Below are 23687 nucleotides of genomic sequence, written 5' to 3'. Positions count from 1 at the left end.
ATATGAGCACCATTCTGCAGGATACAGAGTATAGCGCTGAGGCGATTTCCACCGTGTTGACTTCCTCCGGTGAGTTTCTGCGTGCCCTCAGGTGGGAAGGTCCCGACGGCGGCGTCAGCCACAGAGAAATAAAGAAGTTCAAGGAAACGGTCGGTTTTTCCTTGCATATCCTGCGCGCACTCAAGGACGTATTGGATGATGAGCTGGTATTTTTGGAGTGCTCATGCGGTAAATCATATCTGGCCTTCGCCCTGAACCGCATACTGAAGGAATTAGACGGTATGAAATGTACGTTTTACGGGGTAGACGTCTCTGAGGCCCTTGTGGAGAAGTGCCGCAGGATTGCCGTCACGCTTGATTACGACAACATGGATTTCTCGTTAGGGCGGACACGGGAGTTCAAGCTCCCGGGAGAGAAAAAGATAGACATAGTCCTTGCCCTCCATGCCTGTGACTCCGCCACGGACGAGGCAGTGGCCAGAGGCATAAGGTTGGACGCGGCATACATTATGGTAGTGCCTTGCTGCCACAATCAGGTCAGGGGTCAGATACGGTCCACGCAACCGTTGAAGGACCTGACGGATTTTGGCCCTCTGCGCTATCGCTTTGCAGACCTTCTTACGGATGCCTTAAGGGCACAGGTCTTAATGGGAGCCGGTTATCATGTTACGTTCCATGAGATAGTCCCTCCCACGGTGACGCCGAAGAACCTTGTCATAACGGCGAGAAGACTGAGGTCTGGAAAGAAGAAGGGAATGGACGGTTACAGGAGATTATGTCATCAGTTTGGTGTCCGTTCAATATTAGAAAAGTTTCTTCCTGAACATTTCAATGGAGAGGATGGCTGATGGCCAAATCTGGCAAAAAGAATGTACGACGCACCGTTAACAGGGCGGTGGCTCACATAAAGGCTACCTTTAACAACACGTTCATCAATATAACAGACCTGAACGGAGAGACCATATGCTGGGCATCGGCAGGGACTGTGGGGTTCAAGGGTTCCAGAAAGAGCACCCCATTTGCGGCACAGAAGGCCGCCGAAAACGTGGCTGATAAGGCCTTAAAGCAAGGGGTCTCAGAGCTTGACATAAAGGTCAAGGGACCCGGTTCAGGCAGGGAATCCGCCATCACGGCACTTCAGATGGCAGGGCTTAGCGTTAAATCCATCGAAGACGTGACACCACTGCCACACAACGGTTGTCGCCCCAGAAAGAAGAGGAGGGTGTAGTAGGAGATGGGCAAATACAATGGGCCGTCCTGCAGGTTGTGCAGACGAGAAGGGACAAAATTGTACCTCAAGGGCAACCGCTGCCATACGGTGAAGTGTCCCGTTACGAAGAGGAAAACCGTTCCCGGCCAGCATTTCTGGCGCAGAAGCAAGATGTCCAAATATGGACTGCAGTTCAGGGAGAAGCAGAAACTGAAAAGGTCCTATGGCGTAATGGAGAGGTCTTTCAGGAAGGTCTTTGAGAAGGCCGAACGACAAAAGGGTAACACGGGAGAAAATCTACTCGTATTGCTGGAAAGGAGGCTGGACAATGTACTCTACCTTCTTTGCTTCGCTGCATCCAGGAAGGAGGCGAAACAGATAATAGGTCACGGCCATATAATGGTAAACGGCAGAAGGCTCGACATACCTTCCTACCTTGTGAGGGTAGGTGATGTTATTAAACCGGCCACAAGAAAGCAGAGTGTGGGTATGGCAACGACCAATCTTCAGAGTTATGCGCCACGCTTTGATTCGCCGTGGCTGGAATTGGATAAAGACACCCCGCAGGCCAAAGTCCTTAGGCTGTTGGTGAGGGAAGAGGTTTCAGTTCCTATACAGGAGCAGTTGGTAGTCGAGCTTTGTTCGAAATAATCAGGTTTAAAAAGGTTCCTTTAAACAAAATAGGCTTTTAGAGGGGAGGGAAATATGCGAATTCGGTGGAGAGGGTTTGAGCTACCGACTCGCATCACAGTAGACCAGGAGACGCTGACCGATACGTACGGCAAGTTTACCGTAGAACCCTTTGAGAGGGGTTACGGAATTACTATCGGCAACAGTCTTCGAAGAGTTTTACTATCGTCCTTAGAGGGTAGCGCCGCAACTACCGTGAAGTTCGCTGGTGTGAAACATGAGTTCACGTACATTCCCGGGGTGGTCGAGGATGTGACGGATATTCTGCTCAACATCAAGTCCATCGTAGTGAAGCTCCAGGATGACCAGCCGAGAAAGCTCAAGATCGAGGCGCGTAAAAAGGGGGAGGTAAAGGCGAAAGACATTATCACGGAGGGTGATGCCGAGATAATTAATCCCGACCTTCACATAGCGACTCTTTCAGATAACGTGAGTTTTAAGGTGGAAATGGAGGTGAGAAAAGGACGAGGCTACGTGACTGCTGAAGAAAACGAGCCGGAAGAACCAGAAATAGGGCTGATTGCCCTGGATTCAATATTTTCTCCTGTGAGAAAGGTGAAGTTCTATACGGAGGACACCAGGGTTGGCAGGAAAACCAATTACGACAAACTGATTATTGAGATGTGGACAAACGGTGTCGTCTCGCCGCAGATGGCATTGGTAGAGGCAGCCAAGATATTAAGAAAACACCTTAACCCGTTTGTACAGCTTTTTGAAATAGGGCGCGAACTGCCGCGCCTGGACATGAAGCCTGCTCTGGAGGCCGTGGCCGAGTCGAAGGCAGAGGTGACAGACGAACTTCAGGCGCAGTCGGAGAAACCAGTTACGGAACTCGACCTCTCTGTGCGCGCGTCTAACTGTCTTGAGGCTGCAAACATAAAGGCCATCGGAGAATTGATATCTCTCACGGAAGACGAGGTGCTGTCGATAAGGAATTTTGGAAGGACGACGCTCAAAGAGGTCAAGAAGAAATTGGCCCAGCTCGGCCTGAGTTTCGGCATGCAGAAGAAGGAAAAGGTAAGTTCGGATGAGACATAGAGTTAAAGGGAGACATCTGAGCAGGACCTCCAGCCACAGGGTCGCTTTGCGCCGTAACTTGGCGGCCAGCCTGTTCACCCATGGCAGAATTATCACTACCTTGCCCAAGGCCAAGGAGGTAAAACCGTTTGTAGAGAAGCTCATTACCCTTGCGAGAAAAGCCGTCTCGAAAAGAGATACGGACAAGGCCGCCTATGTCCATTATTACCGCATGATCTTGTCAAGGCTGCGGGACAAGGAGATGGTGAAGAAGCTGGTGGGCGAAGGGAAATGGCGGGAAGACGGCGGTATAGCGCAGAGATATTTGACCAGAAACGGGGGCTATACCAGGATAATGCGTCTCTCCGGGAGCAGGTTGGGCGTGCTTACCGGTGGTAAGGTCGGCAAGGTCCCTGTACTGGAATACAAGATGGGGGGAGTAAACAGGAAGCTTCGCCTGGTGGGAAATCGTCTTGGTGACAACGCAGACAGGGTTATTTTCGAGCTGGTTGAGGGTCTGGGTGAGGAGCCTAAGAAGGAAGAGGCGGTCGAGCCAAAGGCCGAAGCGCCAAAGGTAGAGACCAAAAAGACCGGGCGAAAGAGACCACAGGCCGCAAAGGCCGAGGCGACAAAAGCCGGGGCAAAGGCGCCGAAGGCTAAGGCGGCAGGGCAAAAGGCTGAAACTGTAGAGATAGAGACCAAAGAGGTAGAGGCTAAAGAGAAAGAAGCTAAAGCCGGGGCGAAAGAGACAAGGGTAGAAAAGGCCAAAGAAGCAAAAGCGCCTGCGGCACAGAAAGAGCAAAAAGAGCCTGAAGAGCAGACCGGAAAGAAAGAAGAAAAGGAATGAAGGAGTGCGCGTTCTGTAAGATTGTCAACGGTGAGCTGCCGGCAGTCAAGCTCATTGAGGACAAAAAGGCCTTCGCCTTTCTGGACATAAACCCTGTGAACCACGGCCACATCCTTGTTGTACCCAAAAAGCACTATGAGACGATAATGGACATCCCCGGCAGGGAGCTGGGCAAGGTGGCGGAGATGATACCGGCGCTGGCAAGGGCCGTTGCCGAGTACACCGAAGCAGATGGCCTGAACGTCTTCCAGACAAACAAACCCTGCGCCGGGCAGACCGTCCCTCACGTACACTTTCATATAATCCCGAGGCGCAAAGACGACGGGTTTCACTTCGGCTGGAGGCAGGGCAGGTATTCCGAGGGTGAGATAGACAGAATGCAGTGGGGCATCCTCAAGGCCCTTGGGGAGTAGTTACGCAAGTAATCATTTGAGGTCGGAAGTATGCCCAGGAATTTCAGCTGGCTTGTGGCTGATGAGATAGCAGGCATGGCGATGCCGGTCTCGACGGTAAGCGATTTTGAGTTCCTCAAAGAACACGACATAGACGCCATAGTCTCCCTCACGGAGAATTCCCTCAACAAGCCCCTTCTCGAGGAGTTCGGTTTTGAGTACAAGCACGTGCCCGTTGTAGACCTTTCCGCACCCTCTCTGGAACAGATTGACGAGTTTGTGGAGTTCTCGACCAGGATGAAAGAGATGGGCAAGAAGGTGGTGGTGCACTGCCACGCGGGTATCGGCAGGACGGGTACCATGCTCGCATGTTACCTTGTACACGGGGGTTACAGCGCCAAGAGCGCCGTCAAAGAAGTGCGCAAGAAACGCCCCGGCTCCATCGAGACCCCCGAACAGGAAGAAGTCATAATCCGCTACGCAAAAAAACACTCCAGGTAAGTAGGGTCATAATTGTTTATGCATGGTGACTCTTGACGCACCGTTAATACGCCACCGCTAACTGTCATCCTGTGCGCCAGCGAAGAATCTGGTAATCCCCACCCGTAGTTGCCCTATTTACGGGGCGTACACAAATGGCTCGATAAATCGAGCAGCTACAATATTTTTATAATGACGGTGACTCAAGCTTGAGCTCGAGTGGTGTAAATTCAGGTCTGATACTTATCTCTTTCTCAAATCCCATACCTGCGGGACCCTTTAATGACCTGATGTAAGGTAGACAGACGCCTACTGCGATAAAAAATAGAGATATTGGTATTATTATCTTCAAAAGGTCAGAATCAATGTTCTTAGAACTAATAAAGAAGAACACACAAAAGATACTTAAGACAACAACGGACACACCGGCAAGGGCCCAACCTCCATAAACGAGTTTTCTTGAGGAGGGACCATCGACTTTGAGGCGACTTTTTATCCTGCGTATGTTCCTCTTTGCCTTCGGGTCTTCTTTACACTCCAGGAAATTCCTTTCCGCCTCTTTCCAGTTCCCCAGCTTTGCATTCGTATATCCCCTCTGAAAATAGTAATCTAGTTTGTCTTCTTTGTCTCCTGGAATGCCTAATTTGAGAATATTATTTAAGTTCTCAAGGGCATCTTCGTAAAGGTCTTTTTCACCAAGTTCATCACCAAGTTCTATATACACCTTAGCTAGTCCAAGATGAGAGTGCCACGTCTCTTTAAGCTCGTTGGCCCTAAGATATGTGTTCTCTGCCTCATCGTACTGCTTTAGCTTTAGAAGAACATCTCCCCAGTTGTTAGCATATCCGTGAACATCTTCTCCTAAGTTCGCCGCCTTTCTAGCTGCCTGTTCTGCTTCTTTATACCGGCCAAGTTTATACAGGGCTATACTCTTGCCATACCATGGTAGGGGGTGTTTTGGGCCTGTAATCTTCAATACCTTATCGTTGTATTCAATAGCTTCCTCGTACCTGCCCAACCGATACAGGGCAGCACACTTGCCGAACCCTGCTAGAGCATACTTTGGTTTAATCTTCATGACTTTGTCAAAGTATTTAATGGCCTCATCATAGCTATCCAAGTGGTACAAGGCTAAACCTTTACCATACCATGCCTCGATGTACTTTGGTTTGATTTTTAGCGCCCTGTTGTAGTACCGTATGGCAGCGTGATAATCACTTTGATCAGAGAGCTTGTCGCCTCGTTTCAGATATTTCTTTGGGTCTTCTGACATTGTCAAACTTTATTATTGATGAACAACAATTACGATAAACATGGTACCGGTATGTGGTGGAGATGTCTATGGCAGGCGGAGTCTTTTCTACCTCGTCTATTTATTAAATCCTTGTCCCTGTTTTCTTGAATTCTTTTTCGCTGTAGAGGATTACGTAGTCGCTGAGTCCGGTCTTTTCCTTTATGGTCTCAATTACGCGTTCACACTCCCCGTCGGTGTAGCCGTGGATCATGGTGAATACGTTGTACGGCCAGTCGGGGAAGGTGGGGCGTTCGTAGCAGTGGGTGACCTCGGAGAAGGCTGCCATCACGGGCCCGACCTCGTCGACACGCTCCGGCGGCACACGCCAGACGGTCATGGCGTTTGACGTTATACCTATCTTGCGGTGGGCGACGGACGCGGCGAAGCGGCGTATCTTCTTTTCTTCAAGAAGCCTTTCCAGCCGGCTGATTACATCGTCCTCGGTGAGCCCCAGCGCGGACGCTATGTCCCGGTACGGCGTTTCCGTGAGCGGGATGCCGTCCTGTATCTGTTTCAGCAGTTTTATGTCGGTTTCGTCGGCCATGGTTTACCTGTAAGCGTGTTTGTCAATCTCCCTGGTATATGTTGAATTTTACGCCTATCTTAAACTTTTTTGTGGTGGGCAGGTTTCTTACGACCAGTCCGGTCTTATCCTCAATCTCCGCTAGATTTTTGCCCAGTGCCTCCTCGTCGGGGGCGGACATTGTGAACCATATGTTGTACGGGATGTCCTTATTCCTACCCTTTCTGAGGTAGTTGTGTGAGACACTTGAGTACGCGTTTATCAACTCCGCCACCTCTTCTATCTGGTCTTCGGGGACCTTCATGGCCATCAGGCCGCCGGTGTTGCCCATGGCCTTGCTGTCTATAATCGGCGCCAGCCTGCGTATCACCTTGTTTTCCACCATTGCCTTTATCCGCCTGAGCACGTCCGGCTCCTCCAGAGAGAGCTGTTCGGCCAGGGTCTGGAACGGTCTCGGGGTGATGGGGAAGGCAGACTGTATCTGCTGCAGTATCTTTTTGTCTACGTTATCCAGTTTCATTGGAGTATATGTTGGTCATACTAAGGCGGCGGATGGGATAACTATCTGCGTCAGGCCACCTCTTCGAGTGCCTCTCTGAGTTCCCTGTGGAAGGACGCCTTTTTCAGGAAGCCGTAGCGGTTTCGCCCTTTTTCCGCCAAAATTCTTTCCGCGCATATCTCAAGGGCTTTTAACACCTGTTTTTCCGTCGCCAGGTCCACAAGTTTTGTCGCAAAGCGAGGGTGCCTACCCACCTTGCCGCCCAGCACGATTGCATATCCGACCCTGTCAATCTTTATGGAGCCTGTGGGGCAGACTCTGGCGCAGAGGCCGCAATCCACGCACTTTTCCTGGTCGATGATAACGGTCCGGTCTTCATTCAGGGTTATGGCCCCCTCCCGGCATGCCTTGAGGCACTTCTTGCACAGGTTGCATTCGCAGCCCGTGTCGACGACCACACTTTCCTGCGCGATTACCCCAAAATCCTTTATCTGCGGCATGGAGCAGGCGTTGGGGCAACCGGCCACAGCCATCTTGAAGGTCATGTGAGGCAGTATCCTGGCGGGAATCTTATCAAAGAGCCTTTGATTGAAAGACAGTTCATCCAGCTTTTCTGTAATCTTCCGGGCCAGCGGCCTGGGCGCGTTAAGCAGGTTGGGGCAATCTACTTCCTCACCGCGGCACGACTTGATGGTAAAGAGGATAGCCCTGCCGTCCTTTGTTACGTACTTCTTGTACTTCCTGAGGACGGATAATTTATCTTCTTGTTGTAGTGTTTGACTTGGATTCATGGCGGCAAAAACTCCATTTTAAGTCCAGGCGGCTGTCATTGTCAATTGCTAAATCCCTGTCCCACAGCTATATAGTTATGGCGTAAAATGTTGGGGTGAAGTTGAGCGGGAACTGCGAGTGGTTCACGTCCTATTGTTTCCCCTTCATAAAGTCCCTTAATTCCGCGGGGGTGCGCATTGGTGGAGAGCAGGCGCCCTCACGACACCCGTAGGCCAGGGGTTCTTCCGCGGGTGAATACGTTATGGGGCCTAATTGCAGGGGGTCCGTCTCCGGGTCGAGTACCTGAATGACCTTCCACGGCAGGAAAAACCGCAGGCCCTCGTTATGCAGGGCCAGGGTGCGCGCATCCTCTTTAGGGCCTATGATTGTAACCTGGACGGGGTGGTTAAGATACTCTATAACAGCCAGGGCGTAAGAGGCGGCCTGTATGGAGTAGTCCCGATAACTATTAAGGAAGGTCTTCAGGGCCATACCTGCGAACTCGTGAAAGTTGTCTTTGCCAGTAAGATAGAACAGCCTGTTCAAGACCCGTACGGCCTGGGCGTTCTCTAAGAGGGGTTTTTCCCGGAAAGCCAGATGTCCTATACGGGCGCTTTCTTCGGGGATGTCAAAGAAACCTCCCCGGCACGGGTCCCATAAATCCTTTATCGCGCGATTTATTATGCCTGTCGCGGTCTCCAGGTATTTCCTGTTCATAGTGGTCTCGTAGGCGGAGATCAAGGCGTCTGCCATATATACCTGGTCTACAAGAAGCCCGCTTAACTTTACTTCACCGTTTACTGTATAGTGGTACATGCCTGTTCCGGTCTTGTGTGCCCTGGCCGTCAGGTATTCCAGGGCTTTAACGGCCCTGTCGAGGTACGCCTTCCGGCCGAGGGCCTGATAGGCGCGTATGTATTGAGATATAACCAGGCCGTTCCAGTTGCTGTAAATGTGTGTATCAACCTTCGGAGGGGTTTTTTTCTCCCTGCCGTCCAGCTTATAATATTCTTCGTCCGCGTCCTGACTGCCATAGAAACCGCCTTCAGGGGAAGACAGGCTGGTGTCGACGTAAGAAATGATTTCTTCGGCAACCCGTCGGTAATCTTTTTTGCCCGTGACCTGGTAGCCAAGGATATAGTCCTTAAGAAATCCGGCGTTACCTTCCAGCATCTTCTCGTAATGGGGTACTGACCAATCCATTCTGGTAGAGTAACGGAAGAAGCCCTTTTCGACCTCATCCCAGAGGGTGCTTTTCATCATACTGTCCAGGGTTTTTGTTGCCATATCCAGGAGTTCTTTGTCGCCGGACGTGTGGTATTCGGCGAGTAGCAGCTCAATGGCCTCTTGTTGTGGGAATTTTGGTTCGTTACCAAAGCCCCCGTAAACAGGGTCGAACATGTCTTTAATAATGCCGACCACATGGTCGGCTATCTCTTTTGCAGGTTCGCCTTCCGGTATCTGCCGGCTCTCTCTGTCCAAGCTTTTCTTTACCTTTGAATGTGCGATTGTGGCATAGAGTTTTCCCTTGTGGGCTTTATAGTACATGCTTACCTTTTGGGCGAGTTTCTTGAAATCGTCGGGTTTCATGTAAGTGCCGCTGGCGATGGTGTCGCCTGTAGGTGTAAGAAACGCGCTGGTGGGCCAGCCTCCCGACAGGTAGCGGTTTTGTATATGCGGGTTTTTGTCGGCGTCGACCCTGATGGGTATAAATTCCCGGTTAAGGAGCTTGATTACTTCCGTGTCTGACAGAGTGGTCTCGTCGAATACGTGGCACCAGTGACACCACGTTGCGCTTATGCTCAAAAAGACGGGTTTATCTTCCTTCCGGGCCCGGTTAAAGGCGTCATCGTCCCAGAAATGCCAGTTAATAAGGTGGGCCTGGTTCGGTCTGGGCGAAAAGTGGTGTTCTTCCGCTCCGGGTGGGGGGTCTTTTTTCACTTTTGTTCCTATAATATGGAAATGTGGGGTTGTAGGCCCAAGATAGCCCAATGTGAGTGTGATTACAAGGGTATTTGCCTGCTGCTGAGCGAACACTTGGGTACACAAAGGCGTGTACTTGGGTGCACAAATGTAACTACCTGACAAAAATAAACTTCTGTCTTATGATGCCCCTTTTGTCTATTATATGTAACGTGCTTCAGAAAGCGCGTATTGTGTTGCAATTTGTCTGATTTTGCCAATTTTCTTAAGTGCTTTTTTGCTACTATGATGGGTACGTTATTAAGGTTAGTGGGGATACTGGACACGTTTCTTTAATGGAAGAAAATGAAAACGGTATGGCAATTGCGTCGTGACTTGATTAATGGTGTACGTACGACATCTCTTAGCTCAATATCTTTATGTATTTAAGGGGCGAAAGCTGGAGAGGTTGCCATGACTGTAGAAGATATTACGGGGGCAAAAAGGAGGGAGGTCCTGGGAAAAGGGGATCTTGTAACTACCTGGACGACCCGTCGCAGTTTTTTTATATATGCCGGATGGGCCATTTTTCTGGGCACGACTCTGGCGTTTGCGGCAAAGATGATGAGTTTTACGGGTTTTTTCATCCCGAAGGTGCTGTTTGAACCCTCAAAGAAATTCCCCGTGGGATACCCGGCCGACTTTCCTGACCATAGTGTGGTGACAATTAAGGCCAGGAGGGTGTTTATCGTAAGGGAGGGTAATAGTTTTAGCGCCATCTCGATGATATGCCAACACCTGGGTTGTGCGGTGCACTGGACGGAAGCGAAGGGTGTCTTTGAGTGTCCGTGTCACGGCAGCAAATATTATAGGGACGGTGTGAACTTCGCGGGGCCGGCCCCCAGACCCCTGTACCACTTCGAGATGCACGTCTCCGATAACGGTAAATTGATGGTGGACACGAGCCAGATAATAGAGCGCGAGTTGGCATTGACTATTTAATAAGGAGTAGGGCATGCTCCCTGACCTTAATAAGGCCAAAGAATCCATTACGAAAAGTGATATCTGGAAGTCGGTATTCAGGCATGGATACGTTGACACGTCCCGGAACCGTGTGCTCCATATAGTTGGCAACGTATGGATGCACATTCACCCGCTTACGGTAAAAAAGAACAGTGCAAAAATAAGTTTTACTTTCTGCCTGGGTGGTTTGACCTTCTTCATCTTTTTATTCGAGGCCCTGACGGGCGTCCTGTTGATGTTTTATTATACCCCAGACGTAAACCGCGCCTATGCGGACATGATTGACCTGAGCAATAACGCCGTGCCGTTTAGCAGGCTTTTGAGGAACACACACCGCTGGGCGGGGCATGCCATGGTGATAACTGTGTGCTTCCACATGTTTAGAGTGTTTCTGACCGGTTCCTACAAGGCCCCGAGACAGTTTAATTGGGTAGTCGGTGTGGTTCTGCTGGTACTGACGCTGCTCTTGAGTTTTACCGGCTATCTGCTGCCCTGGGACCAGCTGGGATACTGGGCTATAACGGTTGGCACGAATATGGCGGGAGCCAGCCCGTTTATTGGCTATCAGGGGCCGTTCTCCGAGTGGTTTGGTTTTACTATAGATAATGACTTGCGTTTTGCGCTTCTTGGTGGTACGTCCATCCAGGCACCCGCGCTTCTTCGCGCCTACGTGTGGCATTGCATCGCCCTGCCCGGCCTGGCAGGTGGTTTAATAATATTGCATTTCTGGCGCGTGAGGAAGGATGGATTTTCAGGACAACTGTAAGGTCACGGGAGGTAGAAAGGTTATATGGCAAGTGTAGAGGCTCCTTTCAAGGAAGTAGAGGCAAAAAGGGTACCCGGTGGGGATAAGGTGCATACCTGGCCGCATCTTGTGGCCAAGGAGTTCCTTTGCGGCCTGTTGTTCCTTACCATCATCTTATTTTATAGTTATTACGTAGATGCCCCCCTGAGAGAGCTGGCCAACCCCGGTGAACCTGAAAATCCGGCTAAAGCCCCCTGGTACTTTCTGGGTCTCCAGGAGGTGCTCGTGTATTTTGACCCCTGGTTTGCCGGTGTTGTCATGCCGGCGTTTATAGTCGTGGGTCTTATGATTATCCCTTACATCGACAATAACCCCAGGGGTTGCGGTTACTATACGTTCTCTGAACGGAAGTTTGCGGTGTCTTTTTTCACCCTTGGTTTTATATATTGGTTTCTCCTTATCTTCATCGGGGTATATTGCAGAGGACCCTTCTGGGCCTGGTTCTGGCCGTGGGAGCAGTGGACCCTGGACTTCCCTACTCCGCCGCCGCTGTGGAGCCCCCACTGGGCCATAGGCCTGCTGTTACTCATCGCATTTTTCGGCGGGGGCATGTACTACCCTGCCCGCAGGTGGAACCGCTGGTACAAAGAGCTTGGCCCCGTAAGGTACAGCATCACCATGTTCTTTATGCTTGTTATGATAGGTACCGTCATAAAGGTCGCATTGAGGTTGGGTTTTAGCATAAAATACGTCCTTGCTACACCGTGGATTAATATTTAGAAGAGAGCACGTGGTTAAATGAAACGTAAACTATTCCTGTTATTCAGTATCCTCTTTTTATGGTCGTCCTATCTGTGGCTGAAAGAGGAGACCAACCCTTTGTGGATGGAGTACCAGAGGGCATATTATGCTCAGCAGCTGGTGCTGGCCGAGAACGAGCTTAAAGCCGCTACTGATGAGGAGGAGAAAGAGAAATTAGCGGAGAAAATTGCAAAACTTAGGAACCCGAAGTATGAGATTAAACAGGTACTCCTGAAAGGCACGGCTACGTGGGCAAAGGAAAAAAACGGCGACAAGGTTGACAGATGTATGACCTGCCATATAGACGAAAGGGCGCTGATCGCATCGCACCGTATAGTGAAGGATTTCCCGTTCGACGTCTATGGGTGTACGGTATGTCATGATGGAGAAGGAAGGGCGCTCGCGAAAGAGATGGCCCACCGCGGCATGCTCCCTTACAGACGGCAGATGCAAAAGAGGTTGGAGAGCGCGGAAGCGATTTTTGCGCTGTGGCTCGAATTTACCGAACTCTCACCCGAAGAAACCGATCCCAATCTCAACCCGGTATGGGGAAATTTCAGGCATCTGACCGTAACGGGTGAACATGCGATATTTACGGGCAGCAAGAAGTGTTTGAGCTGTCATACCGGGCTTACCGCCCCGCACGTAGAACGCTGGAAGCGCACCAAGTTTACAAGCTTTAAAAGAGTAAAACGTGCCGCCGACTTTGTTGACGGTGATGAGGAGTACAGGAAGAAGTGTTACAAGTGTCACACCACCGGGTATAACCCGAAGACCGGGAAGTACACGGAGACCGGTGTGACCTGCGAGGGATGTCATGGCCCGGGCGAGCTGTACAGCTACTTTATGGACATCGGGAAGGCTCAGGAGGGCCAGAAAATTGCCCGCGTTAACAGCCCTTACAACGTGTGTTTTGACTGTCATATAAGCCGGCGCCACGAGATGAGGCCCGAGTACTACAAAAAACGGGGCAAGTCCGGAGATTGGTGGTTCACCAAATACTCCAAGCTGTTGATGGAGTCGGAGAATATCTCGCCTTCCGAGGCTTGGCTGAAAGAATAATATGGAGATTAAAGAAGGAAGTTTAAAAGGAGATGTATTTATGAGATTTCTAAGACCTTTAGGAGCGCTGTTGATTTTATCCCTACTCCTTGGGGTGTCTGGGGGAATTCTCGCAGTCGCCGAGGAGCAACAACAGGAGCAGCAACAGGAGCAACAACAGGAGCAGCAACAGGAGCAACAACAGGAGCAGCAACAGGAGCAACAACAGGAGCAACAACAGGAGTATAAGGCGCCTGAACCCCAGGCCCAGGAGAAGCTCGGGGAACTCTATGATAACGACACCCTCAAGAAGTGGTACGAGGAGTACGTGGGCCTCGAGAAGGGAAGCGGGCCGTGGATGGACTTTTACAAGCCGCCGGCCATGCACATGTACTGGTATCCGACCAGGCACTATGTGAGGCCCGACGGCACGTATTACGACCAGCTCTTGGAGAAATATAAGGCCGACGAGTGCGTCAAGTGCCACGAGGAGTTAAACCCCGGCCTGGTAAACGACTGGAGGGGATCTACCCACGCCAACCCCAAGAAGAACGAATACTTTGCCGAAAAGACAAAGGGTATAGAAAAACGCCTGAACCAGCAGCTGGATGAGGTGGACTGTAGCTGGTGTCACGGGAAGGACCATAAGGAACTCTATATGCCTTCCTCCAAGCACTGCGGCCAGTGCCACGTTAAGGAGGTCAACGAGTGGTTGTCTGAAAAGGAATATGGCAGACCGAACCATCCACAGACTACGGAGGCAAACGTTATAGTACCCTGGTATCCTGAACTCTACAGGATGGGCATCGGCCAGCTGCAGTTCGGCTGTGACTACTGTCACGCCGCCTCGGAGAAATGTGACATCTGTCATACGAGGCATGCCTTCCGCGCGTCCGAGGGCAGAAGGCCCGAGGCCTGTATGAGTTGCCACATGGGCTATGACCACCCGGACGCCGAGTCCTACAGTGAGTCCAAGATGGGCTACATATATGATATGGAAGGCGATGAGTGGGACTTTGAGAAGCCCCTCGCGGAGGTGATACCCGGCAAGGATTATCGCACCCCGACCTGTCAGTTCTGCCATATGTACTCCATTGACGGCAAATACACTCACAACACCGTATCGAAGGGTATCTGGCGAATGGGCACGGTGCCGCCTAAAGGCATGAAGTTCAAGTCGTCACTCAAGGACTACCCGTACGGCGTAAAACTTCCGCCCCTGGACTATAAGCTGGACATTTACAGTCCAGAGAGCAAGAAGAAGAGGGAGAAGTGGATAGAGGTTTGCACCAACTGCCACAGCCCCCGTTGGGGAAGGTTGTTTCTTGAAAACCTGGACGACGTTATGTTCCAGGTCTGGGGTCTCCAGGACAGGGCGCAGAAGGCGATAGAAGACGTGATTGCCGCCGGCGCGTTTGATCCCGGCCCCGCGGACAGGGACATCTACCCGCTCGGTGACGTGGTTGCTGACGCGCTCGGTCCGGGTCTCCTTGGAGAACCCATCTACAACGCCTTTAAACAGACGGAGGGTAAGCTGCCCGTGCTGGGGCCAATACTCGGCGTCTACGGCGTGTTCTATCCCGGAAAGTACAACCCATCCAAGATAGAGCGGTGGTACACGGATATGTGGTTTGGCGATAAGGCGTTCCTCTATAAAGGAACGGCTCACGTACAGCAGGATATTTCCTGGTGGTACGGGGCTTCCAAGGTCTTTGAGAAACTGTCCTATATCGAGAGTGAATCACGCATGCTTATGAGGGCCAAGGATACGGACCGCCTCCTCAAGGAGAAGGGCAGGTATAAGAGCATACCTTCTCTGGCACTTATCTTTGGAGGTATTATCGGTTTTGTACTCGGAGCTGGCATAGTAATGAGGAGGAGAAAGTAACAGCAGTAGAAACAACCTCCTTTCTGAAGTCTTTGGTCTGAATCAGTGAAAAAGGCCCCGGTTACATCCGTAACCGGGGCCTTTTTATGCCCACATCAGCGGCCTCATTTATGGGTGCCGCAGGGCTTTAGCCCTGCGGCAACAGTTTGTCATTCCAAACGATACGAAGAATCTACTCGCAGTGTGCGCGCCAAAGGCGCATCTGCCTATGGCATGACGTCTCGACGCACCGTATCCCAGGTGTCATTGCGAGCGTAGCGAAGCAATCCCCTGTGCGTTAAAGAGATTGCTTCGGGGCTACACCCCTCGCAATGACAAAACCGGGGTTGCCTTGACCTACGGATGTTCTAACCTGTAGTGATGGTAGGGGCGACCCGGCGGGTCGCCCCTACTTAAAGTATTGCCTTAACTCTGTCCTGTATGATAGGATGCCCACAATATGGAAAAGATAGGGACAGTACAGGTTTACACGGGTGACGGGAAGGGTAAGACCACGGCCGCCGTTGGCCAGGCCATACGCGCTCTGGGACACGGACACAGGGTGCTGCTGGTCCAGTTCCTCAAGGGGAGGCCGAGCGGTGAGGTGAAGATTTTGGGGGAGATGAAGAACGTCACCGTGGAACGTTTCGGCTCGTCTAAGTTTGTATGTGGCAAGCCCACACCGGAAGACACAGAGCTGGCGAAGAAGGGTTTTGAGAGGGCGAGGGAGGCGGTGCTCTCGGGTGACTACGAGCTGGTCATCCTTGACGAGATAAACCTGCTCATTGATTATAATATGATAGACGTCAGCCAGGTGGTGGATCTCATAAAGAAGAGGCCGAAGGGGGTGGAACTTATTTTAACCGGGCGCAATGCCCATCCCCGGATAGTCGATGCGGCGGACCTGGTAAGCGAGATAAGGGCCGTGAAGCATTATTATAAAGAAGGCGTTGAGGCGAGGCCCGGGGTTGAGTACTGATAGCAACAGGATAGAGAGTGTTGCCTCTATCATAAAGGAGTCCCGCGGCATAGTGTCGCTGACCGGAGCGGGTATCAGCACCTCGGCCGGGATTCCCGACTTCCGAAGCCCCGAAGAAGGACTTTGGGCGAAAGATCCCTCCAAGATGATGCTCTTTACGGACGTGGGTTTTGCCAGCAACCCTAAAGGTTTTTACGAGTTTGGCAGAGAAATCCTTCCCGGCTTCCAAAATGCCAGACCTACCTTGGCACACCGTTTCCTCTCGCGGCTGGAGCAGGAGGATTCTTTTGGGCTAAAGTGCGTTATTACCCAGAACATAGACGGACTCCACCAGAAGGCCGGCTCGAAAAACGTAATGGAGATGCACGGCGGGTTAAGTACCGGGAGGTGCACCAGCCGTACGTGCCCAAAGGAGTTCGGCCTGGAAGATATAATCAGGAGGGTGGAGGAGGGAGAACTCCCGCCTCTATGTCCGGAGTGCGGGGCCGTGATAAGGCCCGACATAGTCCTTTTTGGCGAGGAACTTCCCGGGGGGGCATATCAGAGGGCCGTTGAATATCTGAAACACTGCGACCTTCTTCTTGTAATGGGTTCTTCCCTGGTAGTCTACCCCGTGGCGGATATGCCGGAAGTGGCGATGGGGCATGGGGCAAGGCTCATCATAATAAACCTCCAGCCGACGCAGTACGACAGCCGCGCGGACGCCGCCATACGGTTACCCCTCGACGAAGCCGCCGAAAAGCTCATGGAGACGCTGGGGATGGCCGTATAGCGGGTACTGTGGGTGGTGTGAAATGGCCTTGAAGTCCTGTATTGTATATAATAGTATGCACTTGAGGGCCCTTAGTTTCAACACATCCTTATTGGGAGGTTGTAGCCATGGCTGAGGTGAAGATATACACTACCCCTACATGCCCTTATTGCTTGAAGGCCAAGGAATACTTTGCCAAGAAAGGAATTAAGTACACGGAGTATAACGTGGCTCAGGACAAGGACGCGCTGCGAGAGATGACAGAGCTCAGCGGTGGCAGGAGCGTTCCTGTCATAGCAGTGAATGGTGAGGTAATGCTGGGCTTTAACCAGGAGAGGCTTGACAAGTTACTGGGAGAAGAGAAAAAGGATTCTTAGGGAAAACTGTAAGCCATGAAACCGGAGCGTGAGCTTTTGATAATCGGGTGTGGTCCTGCCGCGATAACGGCGGCGATTTATGCCGCCCGTAAGAGGATTGACGTTCAAATAGTGAGTAAAGACGTCGGCGGGCAGGTCGCCACCACCTTTGGCATCGAAAACTATCCGGGATTCCGATATATAACAGGCCCTGAGCTTGTGGAAAAATTAGTAGAACAGATGGACCAGTTTGACATAGAGCAGCATACGGGTGAAAGGGTCACAGAGCTTTCCAGGGTGAACGGTAACTACGTCGCCGTTACGGAATCCGGCAAGAAATTCTCTGCCCGGTCCGCCGTGATTGCGACCGGCGCTCACCCCCGGGAGCTGGGAGTTGAGGGCGAAGAAAAATATCGTGGCAAAGGCGTCAGCTATTGCGCCACGTGCGATGCCCCGCTCTTTGCGGATGCGACCGTGGCAGTGGTTGGCGGCGGCAATTCCGCCCTTTCCGCCGCGTTTGAACTCTCAAGGATTGCCAGTAAGGTATATCTCATCTCACGCAGGCAGTGGAGGGCGGACGAGGCACCGCTGATAGAGGGCGTGAAGGCGTCCGCAAATATTGAACCTTTAATTGGTTACGTGATTGAACAGATAGTGGGTGAGGAAACGGTCAAGGGTGTTACCGTAAAGCCGCGGGAGGGTAACGGCGGCAAAAGGAGCTTGACGGTAGACGGGATATTTGTGGAAATCGGCCTGCGGCCAAATTCATCCCTTGCCAGGGACCTTGTTGCGATTAACGATTTTGGGGAAATAGTTGTGGACTGTGACACCTCCACCGGTGTTCCGGGTCTTTTTGCCGCCGGTGACGTTACAAACGTTAAGGATAAACAGATTGTTATAGCCGCCGGCCAGGGTGCCCTGGCGGCCATGGGTGTGTTTGAGTATTTATTAAAGAGACGCTAAAGACCTCTGAAAAGGTTGCCCCAATGCCCGGTGTCATTCTGAGTCTTTTGAGCGAAGAATCCCGCAGGGGCAGGATTCGTCAGGGTTCCCGTTAAAACAAACTTGCCGCTGACACGGTCTTTGCCCGCATACACTTTTGTCCCTTCTTGTTCATTTCTCGTTTGGGAAGAGATGTTTCCATGACAAAGTTGCCGGACACCTGTTCACTGGAATTAAGAGACATAGTCCTGGGTGAGGAGATGGAGGAGTCGAGAGTATCCGCCGCTCTCAGAGGCTATGGACTTCAGAATGCGAGGCTTGCCCGCAAAAACCTCAAGGCCCTGGCCGGCAGTCTGCCAAAGGCGGAGCTCTTCCTTGAGGTGTTGCCCTTCCTCACAGACGCATTGAAAGATTGCCCCGACCCGGACGCGGCCTTGAACAACATGGAGAGGTTTGCCGCGGCATGCTGCAGCGGGATGAACCTGTATTCCTACATGAGACAGAACCCGTCGTCTGTCTATATGCTGGTGGGTCTCTTCGGCTCCAGCCAGGCGTTTTCCAATACCCTGATCCGGAACCCGGAGTACTTTTACTGGCTGTCGGGTCTTGATGAGAAGGAGAAGTTTGCAAGCAAGGACGGGCTGAGAAGGGTATTGTTCTCCGAGATAGACGTGCTTCAGTCGTTTGATAAAAGACTTAATACCCTGCGAAGGTTTAAACGGAGGGAGTTGTTGCGAATAGGCTACCTTGACCTGGTGCTGGGTGCCTCGCTCTCAACGGTTACAAAGGCAATCACTGACCTTGCGGAGGTAGAGGCGCAGGCGGCGCTGCGTGTTGCCCATGAGCAACTTAGAGAAAAATTCCAGATTAAAGAGCAAGACCCTGAGAAAATAGGTTTTGTGGTCATTGCCATGGGGAAGCTGGGGGGCGAGGAGCTAAATTACAGCTCCGACATCGACATAATCTTTGTGTACTCACCTGAGGGTCTGGGGCTTGAGGAGGCTGCGGCTGCGGAATATTACCACAGGCTGGCCGAGCAGGTGGTACACCTACTCAGGACAAGTACCAGTGAAGGCTACGTCTTCAGGGTGGATACCCGTCTCAGGCCGGAGGGACGCTTTGGTCCCCTGGTGAGGTCGCTTAACGCCTATTGCAATTACTACCAGACCCAGGGCAGTACGTGGGAGAGACAGGCCCTGATAAAGGCCCGGCCTGTGGCCGGAAACATGCCTCTGGGTAAGGCGTTTATGGAGAGTATCACGCCGTTTGTGTATCAGAGGTTCCTGAGGCTGGCCGAGATAAACGAGATAAAGAGATTGAAGAGAAGGATAGAGAGTGTGGTTGAAAAGAAGGGCGAGGCCCACCTGGAGGTTAAAACGGGGTTTGGGGGGATAAGGGACGTGGAATTCACGGTGCAGTTCCTGCAACTGTTCCACGGCGGGCTGCATCCGGATATCAGACATCACAACACCCTCCGCTCCCTTGAGTTGTTGGAGGAGACAAGATGTCTCGAACCACATGAAAGGAAATCACTGGAGGAGAGTTACACGTTCTTGAGGACGCTTGAGCACCGGCTACAGACCATGCATGAGCTGCAGGTCCACAAGTTCTCCCCTGATGTTGAGGAACAGCGTAAGCTTGCGCTAAAGCTCGGCTTCCGTGACACAAAAACGGCTACGGCACAGGAAAGGTTCCAGAAGGAACTGGGCAAGCATACAAGGAGGACCAACCGTATACTTAACAATTTATTCCATAACCTCTTTGGAGAGGAGGGCGAGGCCTCCGCGCCGGAGGTGGACCTGATTCTGGACCCCGAACACACAGTCGAGCAGATGGAAAGTATGCTTGCAAAGTACAATTTTAAGGACCTGACCAAGGCCCACCGAAACATAGAGCTGCTTTCCAGAGAGGCTCCTCCGCTTCATGATTCCCCAAGAACCCGCGCCTTCTTTGCCAGTATGGCGCCCTCCCTCTTATCCATGCTTAAACGCGCCCCGGACCCTGATATGGCCCTCAACAATCTGGAACGCTGCACGGCCTCGCTCGGCGCCAAGACCATCTTCTTCCAGATGCTGGTGGAAAACCCACAGGCCCTGGAGGTCTTCGTGGACCTGTGCGCCTGGAGCCAGTTCCTTTCCGACATACTTATAAAGAACCCCGGCATGGTAGACCAGCTCATAGATTCACTGATTATCGGTGAGCACAAGGACACAAAAGAGATGACCGCCGAGCTCTCCGCCATTATGGCACATGCCCCGGATACATTGCGGTGCCTCCACGGGTACAAGAACCAGGAGATCCTCCGCATCGGCGTCAGAGACATACTGGGCAAGGCCGACATGAAGACTACCATGGAAGACCTTTCCGGACTGGCGGAAGCCGTCCTCGTAAACGCCTTTCACATGTGCGCAAAAGGCGTTGACTGGGAAGGTGACGCGCCTGAATTTGGAGTTCTCGCCCTAGGCAAACTTGGCGGCAGGGAGATGTGTTATAGTTCCGACATTGACGTGGTATTTGTTTACAGGGAGGCAAAAGGGCCGAAGACAGGCGTGTCTAACCAGCTTACCGATATCTCTCACAGACTGATGAAGGCCCTGGGAGAAATGACTGAATGGGGGACGCTGTACAGGATGGATACCAGGCTCAGGCCGGAGGGCAGGGGCGGGATACTGGTAACGTCGCTGGACAGTTTTGCGAAGTATTACAGCGGCGGCGCAGGCCTCTGGGAGAAACAGGCCCTTACAAAGGCCAGGTGGATAGCAGGTGACGAAGGGCTTGGGAGGGAGGTCATGGGGGCCGTAGAAGAGTGTATCTATGCCGGGCAGTGGCGGCCGGAAATGGTCGATGAGATAGCGGAGATGAGGGGGCGCATGGAGCAGTCTACCACAGGGAAAGACATTAAGAGGGGTTTTGGCGGGATTGTTGACATAGAGTTTATCGCGCAGCTCCTTCAGCTTAAGTACGGCGGGGATTATCCTGACATCCGGACTCCGAACACACTGGACGCACTCCACAACATATACGACTCTCGCCTCATGGAGGAAAAACATTATAAGTCCCTTGTGTCCGCGTACAAATTTCTCAGGAAGGTGGAGAGCCGCCTTCGCATAGTACATGACATTACCCAGGACAAGCTTCCCGAGTCACACGAGGCCCTGGACAAACTTGCCAAGAGGCTGGGCTATTCGCCCGACGAGATTCCCTCGCCGGCGGAAGGACTCCTCGCGGATAATGAGAGCCATACCTCCCTCACCCGCGAGATTTTCAGGGAGATATGCGACGTTCACAGGCACGCGTAGCGCGGCGCAGGGAAGATTTTTATCCATGTGGTACCGGGAGACGCTCTAAAAACGCGGGACTACTATTTGAGGCTCGAGGTTAGTCGCTCGATTGGTATGATCCCCGAGAGGACCAGGACCATCATTACTCCCCACAGGACGAGTGCGGGGAGTATCGGAGCCGCTACGGCCCTGATGCTTGAGAGTTTGTGGACGACCCTCCCTGCAAGCATTATAAGTACGAGGGTGTAGATAGTGCAGGCATAATGCCCTATCGAGGGTATTATCGTCAGGAGGTTGGCTATGGAACTGTATGCGAATATACTGAAAGTGGACTCGAAGCGCCCTTTGCCCTTTAGCAGTTTGAAAGTGGCATGGAGCACGAGGGACCCCAGGATAAGACCGAAGAGCCAGAGCACTACAAGCACGGGGACGTTCGTCAGCGCATCAGTTAAAGACGGGCTGTCCGCCGACCCCTGTCCATCGGGGCGCAGAAGCCCTGAGGAGACAAGGACCAGGTTGTAGCCCAGAACGATGCAAAAGATGACCATAGAAAACAGTAACGGCCGTAGGTAGCCGTCTTTTGCCGGAAGGTTCTTGAAGAAACCTTGCGGCCTTAGTATTATCTCCTGCCCGGTCCTTATGAGCCCTTCTATGCGACCGAAGAAACTCTCTTGTCTTTCCTCATCCACGGCCGCCTTCTCCTGTGTCCTCCAGCAGATGTGCCACTGCCTGCCTGAGCCTCTCCACTGAATCTACGGACTCCTTTTTCGTCATCTTTGCCACCCTCCGGAATTCCATCGGTTTGCCGAATCTTACCGTTATGTTACGTTCCGCAGGGTTAGGAATAAGTGTGCCCATGGGCAAAAAATCGCGGCTGCCGATTATACACATCGGTACCACCTTTCTCCCCGCCTTAAGCACGATAAGGGAGATGCCCCTCTTAAAGCTGCCAAGCCTTCCGTCCGGACTTCTGGTGCCTTCGGGGAAAATCAGGAGGGACTTCCCCTCTCTGGCCTTCTTGACCGCCTCCGTAAGCGTTGAATAAGACCTCCGGCCCTCCTCGCGCGGCAGGGATAGGTGTCCGGCTGTCTTCATGTAACCCCCGATCACCGGCAACTTGAAGACCTCCTCCTTGGATATAAAACAAAAGCTCCTGGGGATAAAAGCGAAGGCCGTGTATATGTCAAAATAACTCTGGTGGTTGCATATAAATATAACCGGCTCGTCCATGGGAATGTTTTCTTCCCCTTCCACCACGGCACGCATGCCCAATCCCTTCGCTGACACCTGTGCCCCCAGCCGGCACAGGGTGTTGTATACATAGTCCTTTCGCTTACTCCCGACAGAGGCAATCAAGGTAAAGATGTAGCCGATCAGCCAGATACCGGCAACGACAATCCATGCGTATACAAGGTAAACTATTCTGACGGGCGTGCTTCGTAGTATATTCACGAACATTTTGGCCAATAATTCCCGTAGCAAATATAACATCCACAACACCTTCTGTCAACGAATCTAATCTGTTATGTTGGGTGCGGGGAAAGGGTTACGTGTCTAACACTTTTGTGGGGGATTGGCGCAGGGCCGAAGCCCCGCGGCACCCCTGCAGGGACAGACCTTCAGGTCTGTCCGATACGGACTGAAATTATTTATAAATTGCAGCGTGCGAGCCTTCGGCCTTGAGGGCCTCAGCCCGAAGGCTTGCTCGACTATTATGGTAGACAACGATCTTTACGGTCGTTGAAGCAGAGTAAACCCTACCACTACAATAATATTTCGGTAGTTGCCTGATTTATCAGGTTATTTATATGCGCCCCATAAATGGGGCAGCTACGAGAAGCTGTCAGTGTAGGGTTTTATATAAATTGAAGTGAAGAAGGATGTATTTTCACAAGGTGGATTCTTGTTTTTACATTAGTGCTAAAATGTTACCCAAGGAGTGTATCTCTTAATTTCTTATAGTTCAAGGCAGCTTCACATAACTCTAATACCTCTTCATATGAGATAAACTTGTACCGCTCTTTCATTTTTCTAAAGGGAGACTTATTCATCTCTATTTCATATTTAGATCTTTTGTCTTCTGTTGCAACAATTACGAAAGTTACGTGGAAGTGTTCTAATTGTAGGAGCCTATGTAATCCTTTTGTGATATCGGTTGTGTGCTCTACTTCTATACAAAATTTTGGATTTTCATCTTCGTCAAACCATATTACATCAATCTGCCTTGCGGAGTTTTTGTCTCTTTGTCCGGCAAAATCTGGAATGTCCTGTAATAT

General features: G+C 51.6%; 25 protein-coding genes. 17 read left to right on the top strand and 8 right to left on the bottom strand.

What is annotated here, in order from left to right; translation table 11 throughout:
• The first annotated feature begins 2 nt into the window (after positions 1–2).
• From NOU37_06780 to NOU37_06750, 7 genes are read left to right on the top strand one after another with little or no spacing between them, the layout of a single operon-like run.
• Positions 3–848 (top strand): SAM-dependent methyltransferase, encoded by an 846-nt coding sequence (locus tag NOU37_06780; protein MCQ4574938.1) that lies wholly within the window; start codon positions 3–5, stop codon positions 846–848.
• Complete coding sequence (rpsK, locus tag NOU37_06775; protein ID MCQ4574937.1) at positions 848–1228, top strand: 30S ribosomal protein S11; 381 nt, start codon at positions 848–850, stop codon at positions 1226–1228. The genes NOU37_06780 and rpsK overlap by 1 nt, the downstream gene beginning before the upstream one ends.
• Positions 1229–1234: 6 nt before the next feature.
• Positions 1235–1861: a 30S ribosomal protein S4 gene (gene rpsD, locus NOU37_06770; protein MCQ4574936.1), complete on the top strand. Its 627-nt coding sequence runs from the start codon at positions 1235–1237 to the stop codon at positions 1859–1861.
• A gap of 54 nt (positions 1862–1915) precedes the next feature.
• On the top strand, positions 1916–2938 hold the full coding sequence (locus tag NOU37_06765; protein ID MCQ4574935.1) for a DNA-directed RNA polymerase subunit alpha: 1023 nt from the start codon (positions 1916–1918) through the stop codon (positions 2936–2938).
• Positions 2928–3764: a 50S ribosomal protein L17 gene (rplQ, locus tag NOU37_06760; protein ID MCQ4574934.1), complete on the top strand. Its 837-nt coding sequence runs from the start codon at positions 2928–2930 to the stop codon at positions 3762–3764. Before NOU37_06765 ends, rplQ begins: the two co-directional genes overlap by 11 nt.
• Positions 3761–4177 (top strand): HIT family protein, encoded by a 417-nt coding sequence (locus NOU37_06755; GenBank protein ID MCQ4574933.1) that lies wholly within the window; start codon positions 3761–3763, stop codon positions 4175–4177. Before rplQ ends, NOU37_06755 begins: the two co-directional genes overlap by 4 nt.
• Positions 4178–4207: 30 nt before the next feature.
• Positions 4208–4657, top strand: coding sequence for a dual specificity protein phosphatase 23 (locus NOU37_06750; protein ID MCQ4574932.1), 450 nt, complete (start codon positions 4208–4210; stop codon positions 4655–4657).
• Positions 4658–4823: 166 nt separating this feature from the next.
• On the opposite strand, the gene NOU37_06745 is transcribed toward NOU37_06750, so the two are convergent.
• From NOU37_06745 to NOU37_06725, 5 genes are all read right to left on the bottom strand, one after another.
• Positions 4824–5909, bottom strand: coding sequence for a tetratricopeptide repeat protein (locus tag NOU37_06745; GenBank protein ID MCQ4574931.1), 1086 nt, complete (start codon positions 5907–5909; stop codon positions 4824–4826).
• Positions 5910–6012: 103 nt separating this feature from the next.
• The gene (locus NOU37_06740; GenBank protein MCQ4574930.1) at positions 6013–6474 is read right to left on the bottom strand and encodes an AsnC family transcriptional regulator; all 462 of its coding nucleotides are present in this window, start codon (positions 6472–6474) and stop codon (positions 6013–6015) included.
• A 22-nt stretch (positions 6475–6496) separates the two neighbouring features.
• Positions 6497–6973, bottom strand: coding sequence for an AsnC family transcriptional regulator (locus tag NOU37_06735; GenBank protein MCQ4574929.1), 477 nt, complete (start codon positions 6971–6973; stop codon positions 6497–6499).
• A gap of 50 nt (positions 6974–7023) precedes the next feature.
• The gene (locus tag NOU37_06730) at positions 7024–7743 is read right to left on the bottom strand and encodes a 4Fe-4S binding protein (GenBank protein MCQ4574928.1); all 720 of its coding nucleotides are present in this window, start codon (positions 7741–7743) and stop codon (positions 7024–7026) included.
• A gap of 130 nt (positions 7744–7873) precedes the next feature.
• Positions 7874–9664 (bottom strand): DUF255 domain-containing protein, encoded by a 1791-nt coding sequence (locus NOU37_06725; protein ID MCQ4574927.1) that lies wholly within the window; start codon positions 9662–9664, stop codon positions 7874–7876.
• Positions 9665–10099: 435 nt separating this feature from the next.
• Between NOU37_06725 and NOU37_06720 the strand changes: the two genes are divergently transcribed.
• The 10 genes from NOU37_06720 to glnE all read left to right on the top strand — a co-directional run bounded on the left by NOU37_06720 (position 10100) and on the right by glnE (position 21429).
• Positions 10100–10627 carry a ubiquinol-cytochrome c reductase iron-sulfur subunit gene (locus tag NOU37_06720; GenBank protein MCQ4574926.1) on the top strand — a complete coding sequence of 176 codons (528 nt, stop codon included), beginning with the start codon at positions 10100–10102 and terminating at the stop codon, positions 10625–10627.
• A gap of 13 nt (positions 10628–10640) precedes the next feature.
• Complete coding sequence (locus NOU37_06715; protein MCQ4574925.1) at positions 10641–11414, top strand: cytochrome b N-terminal domain-containing protein; 774 nt, start codon at positions 10641–10643, stop codon at positions 11412–11414.
• Positions 11415–11438: 24 nt separating this feature from the next.
• A complete protein-coding gene (locus NOU37_06710) occupies positions 11439–12173 on the top strand; it encodes a hypothetical protein (GenBank protein MCQ4574924.1) in 735 nt (244 codons plus the stop codon).
• A gap of 18 nt (positions 12174–12191) precedes the next feature.
• Positions 12192–13256, top strand: a complete 1065-nt coding sequence (locus NOU37_06705; protein ID MCQ4574923.1) for a cytochrome c family protein — start codon at positions 12192–12194, stop codon at positions 13254–13256.
• 40 nt (positions 13257–13296) lie between these two features.
• Entirely contained in the window at positions 13297–15123 is a 1827-nt protein-coding gene (locus tag NOU37_06700) for a hydroxylamine oxidoreductase (protein MCQ4574922.1), read from the top strand.
• A gap of 439 nt (positions 15124–15562) precedes the next feature.
• The gene (gene cobO / locus NOU37_06695; protein MCQ4574921.1) at positions 15563–16081 is read left to right on the top strand and encodes a cob(I)yrinic acid a,c-diamide adenosyltransferase; all 519 of its coding nucleotides are present in this window, start codon (positions 15563–15565) and stop codon (positions 16079–16081) included.
• Complete coding sequence (locus NOU37_06690) at positions 16071–16853, top strand: Sir2 family NAD-dependent protein deacetylase (GenBank protein MCQ4574920.1); 783 nt, start codon at positions 16071–16073, stop codon at positions 16851–16853. The genes cobO and NOU37_06690 overlap by 11 nt, the downstream gene beginning before the upstream one ends.
• Positions 16854–16960: 107 nt before the next feature.
• Positions 16961–17209, top strand: coding sequence for a glutaredoxin family protein (locus tag NOU37_06685; GenBank protein MCQ4574919.1), 249 nt, complete (start codon positions 16961–16963; stop codon positions 17207–17209).
• A 15-nt stretch (positions 17210–17224) separates the two neighbouring features.
• The gene (locus NOU37_06680) at positions 17225–18151 is read left to right on the top strand and encodes an FAD-dependent oxidoreductase (protein MCQ4574918.1); all 927 of its coding nucleotides are present in this window, start codon (positions 17225–17227) and stop codon (positions 18149–18151) included.
• 179 nt (positions 18152–18330) lie between these two features.
• A complete protein-coding gene (gene glnE / locus NOU37_06675; GenBank protein ID MCQ4574917.1) occupies positions 18331–21429 on the top strand; it encodes a bifunctional [glutamate--ammonia ligase]-adenylyl-L-tyrosine phosphorylase/[glutamate--ammonia-ligase] adenylyltransferase in 3099 nt (1032 codons plus the stop codon).
• A 62-nt stretch (positions 21430–21491) separates the two neighbouring features.
• On the opposite strand, the gene NOU37_06670 is transcribed toward glnE, so the two are convergent.
• From NOU37_06670 to NOU37_06660, 3 genes are all read right to left on the bottom strand, one after another.
• Positions 21492–22100, bottom strand: a complete 609-nt coding sequence (locus NOU37_06670; GenBank protein ID MCQ4574916.1) for a YIP1 family protein — start codon at positions 22098–22100, stop codon at positions 21492–21494.
• Positions 22093–22902, bottom strand: coding sequence for a 1-acyl-sn-glycerol-3-phosphate acyltransferase (locus tag NOU37_06665; protein ID MCQ4574915.1), 810 nt, complete (start codon positions 22900–22902; stop codon positions 22093–22095). The genes NOU37_06670 and NOU37_06665 overlap by 8 nt, the downstream gene beginning before the upstream one ends.
• 437 nt (positions 22903–23339) lie before the next feature.
• A partial coding sequence (locus NOU37_06660; protein MCQ4574914.1) for a hypothetical protein occupies positions 23340–23687 on the bottom strand: 348 nt, incomplete at its 5' end.

The sequence above is a fragment of the Candidatus Bathyanammoxibius amoris genome (assembly GCA_024451685.1).
GTDB lineage: Bacteria > Planctomycetota > Brocadiia > Brocadiales > Bathyanammoxibiaceae > Bathyanammoxibius > Bathyanammoxibius amoris.
Note: the sequence above shows the minus strand (reverse complement) of the source record. Positions and strands in the feature narration are given on the sequence as shown.

Coding starts and splice junctions, on each gene's coding strand:
- NOU37_06700 (MCQ4574922.1), top strand. CDS start 13,297: ATGAGATTTCTAAGACCTTTAGGAGCGCTGTTGATTTTATCCCTACTC.
- NOU37_06750 (MCQ4574932.1), top strand. CDS start 4,208: ATGCCCAGGAATTTCAGCTGGCTTGTGGCTGATGAGATAGCAGGCATG.
- NOU37_06730 (MCQ4574928.1), bottom strand. CDS start 7,743: ATGAATCCAAGTCAAACACTACAACAAGAAGATAAATTATCCGTCCTC.
- NOU37_06780 (MCQ4574938.1), top strand. CDS start 3: ATGAGCACCATTCTGCAGGATACAGAGTATAGCGCTGAGGCGATTTCC.
- NOU37_06685 (MCQ4574919.1), top strand. CDS start 16,961: ATGGCTGAGGTGAAGATATACACTACCCCTACATGCCCTTATTGCTTG.
- NOU37_06720 (MCQ4574926.1), top strand. CDS start 10,100: ATGACTGTAGAAGATATTACGGGGGCAAAAAGGAGGGAGGTCCTGGGA.
- NOU37_06755 (MCQ4574933.1), top strand. CDS start 3,761: ATGAAGGAGTGCGCGTTCTGTAAGATTGTCAACGGTGAGCTGCCGGCA.
- rpsD (MCQ4574936.1), top strand. CDS start 1,235: ATGGGCAAATACAATGGGCCGTCCTGCAGGTTGTGCAGACGAGAAGGG.
- NOU37_06680 (MCQ4574918.1), top strand. CDS start 17,225: ATGAAACCGGAGCGTGAGCTTTTGATAATCGGGTGTGGTCCTGCCGCG.
- NOU37_06740 (MCQ4574930.1), bottom strand. CDS start 6,474: ATGGCCGACGAAACCGACATAAAACTGCTGAAACAGATACAGGACGGC.
- cobO (MCQ4574921.1), top strand. CDS start 15,563: ATGGAAAAGATAGGGACAGTACAGGTTTACACGGGTGACGGGAAGGGT.
- NOU37_06710 (MCQ4574924.1), top strand. CDS start 11,439: ATGGCAAGTGTAGAGGCTCCTTTCAAGGAAGTAGAGGCAAAAAGGGTA.
- NOU37_06735 (MCQ4574929.1), bottom strand. CDS start 6,973: ATGAAACTGGATAACGTAGACAAAAAGATACTGCAGCAGATACAGTCT.
- NOU37_06765 (MCQ4574935.1), top strand. CDS start 1,916: ATGCGAATTCGGTGGAGAGGGTTTGAGCTACCGACTCGCATCACAGTA.
- rplQ (MCQ4574934.1), top strand. CDS start 2,928: ATGAGACATAGAGTTAAAGGGAGACATCTGAGCAGGACCTCCAGCCAC.
- NOU37_06705 (MCQ4574923.1), top strand. CDS start 12,192: ATGAAACGTAAACTATTCCTGTTATTCAGTATCCTCTTTTTATGGTCG.
- NOU37_06715 (MCQ4574925.1), top strand. CDS start 10,641: ATGCTCCCTGACCTTAATAAGGCCAAAGAATCCATTACGAAAAGTGAT.
- NOU37_06665 (MCQ4574915.1), bottom strand. CDS start 22,902: ATGTTATATTTGCTACGGGAATTATTGGCCAAAATGTTCGTGAATATA.
- glnE (MCQ4574917.1), top strand. CDS start 18,331: ATGACAAAGTTGCCGGACACCTGTTCACTGGAATTAAGAGACATAGTC.
- rpsK (MCQ4574937.1), top strand. CDS start 848: ATGGCCAAATCTGGCAAAAAGAATGTACGACGCACCGTTAACAGGGCG.
- NOU37_06745 (MCQ4574931.1), bottom strand. CDS start 5,909: ATGTCAGAAGACCCAAAGAAATATCTGAAACGAGGCGACAAGCTCTCT.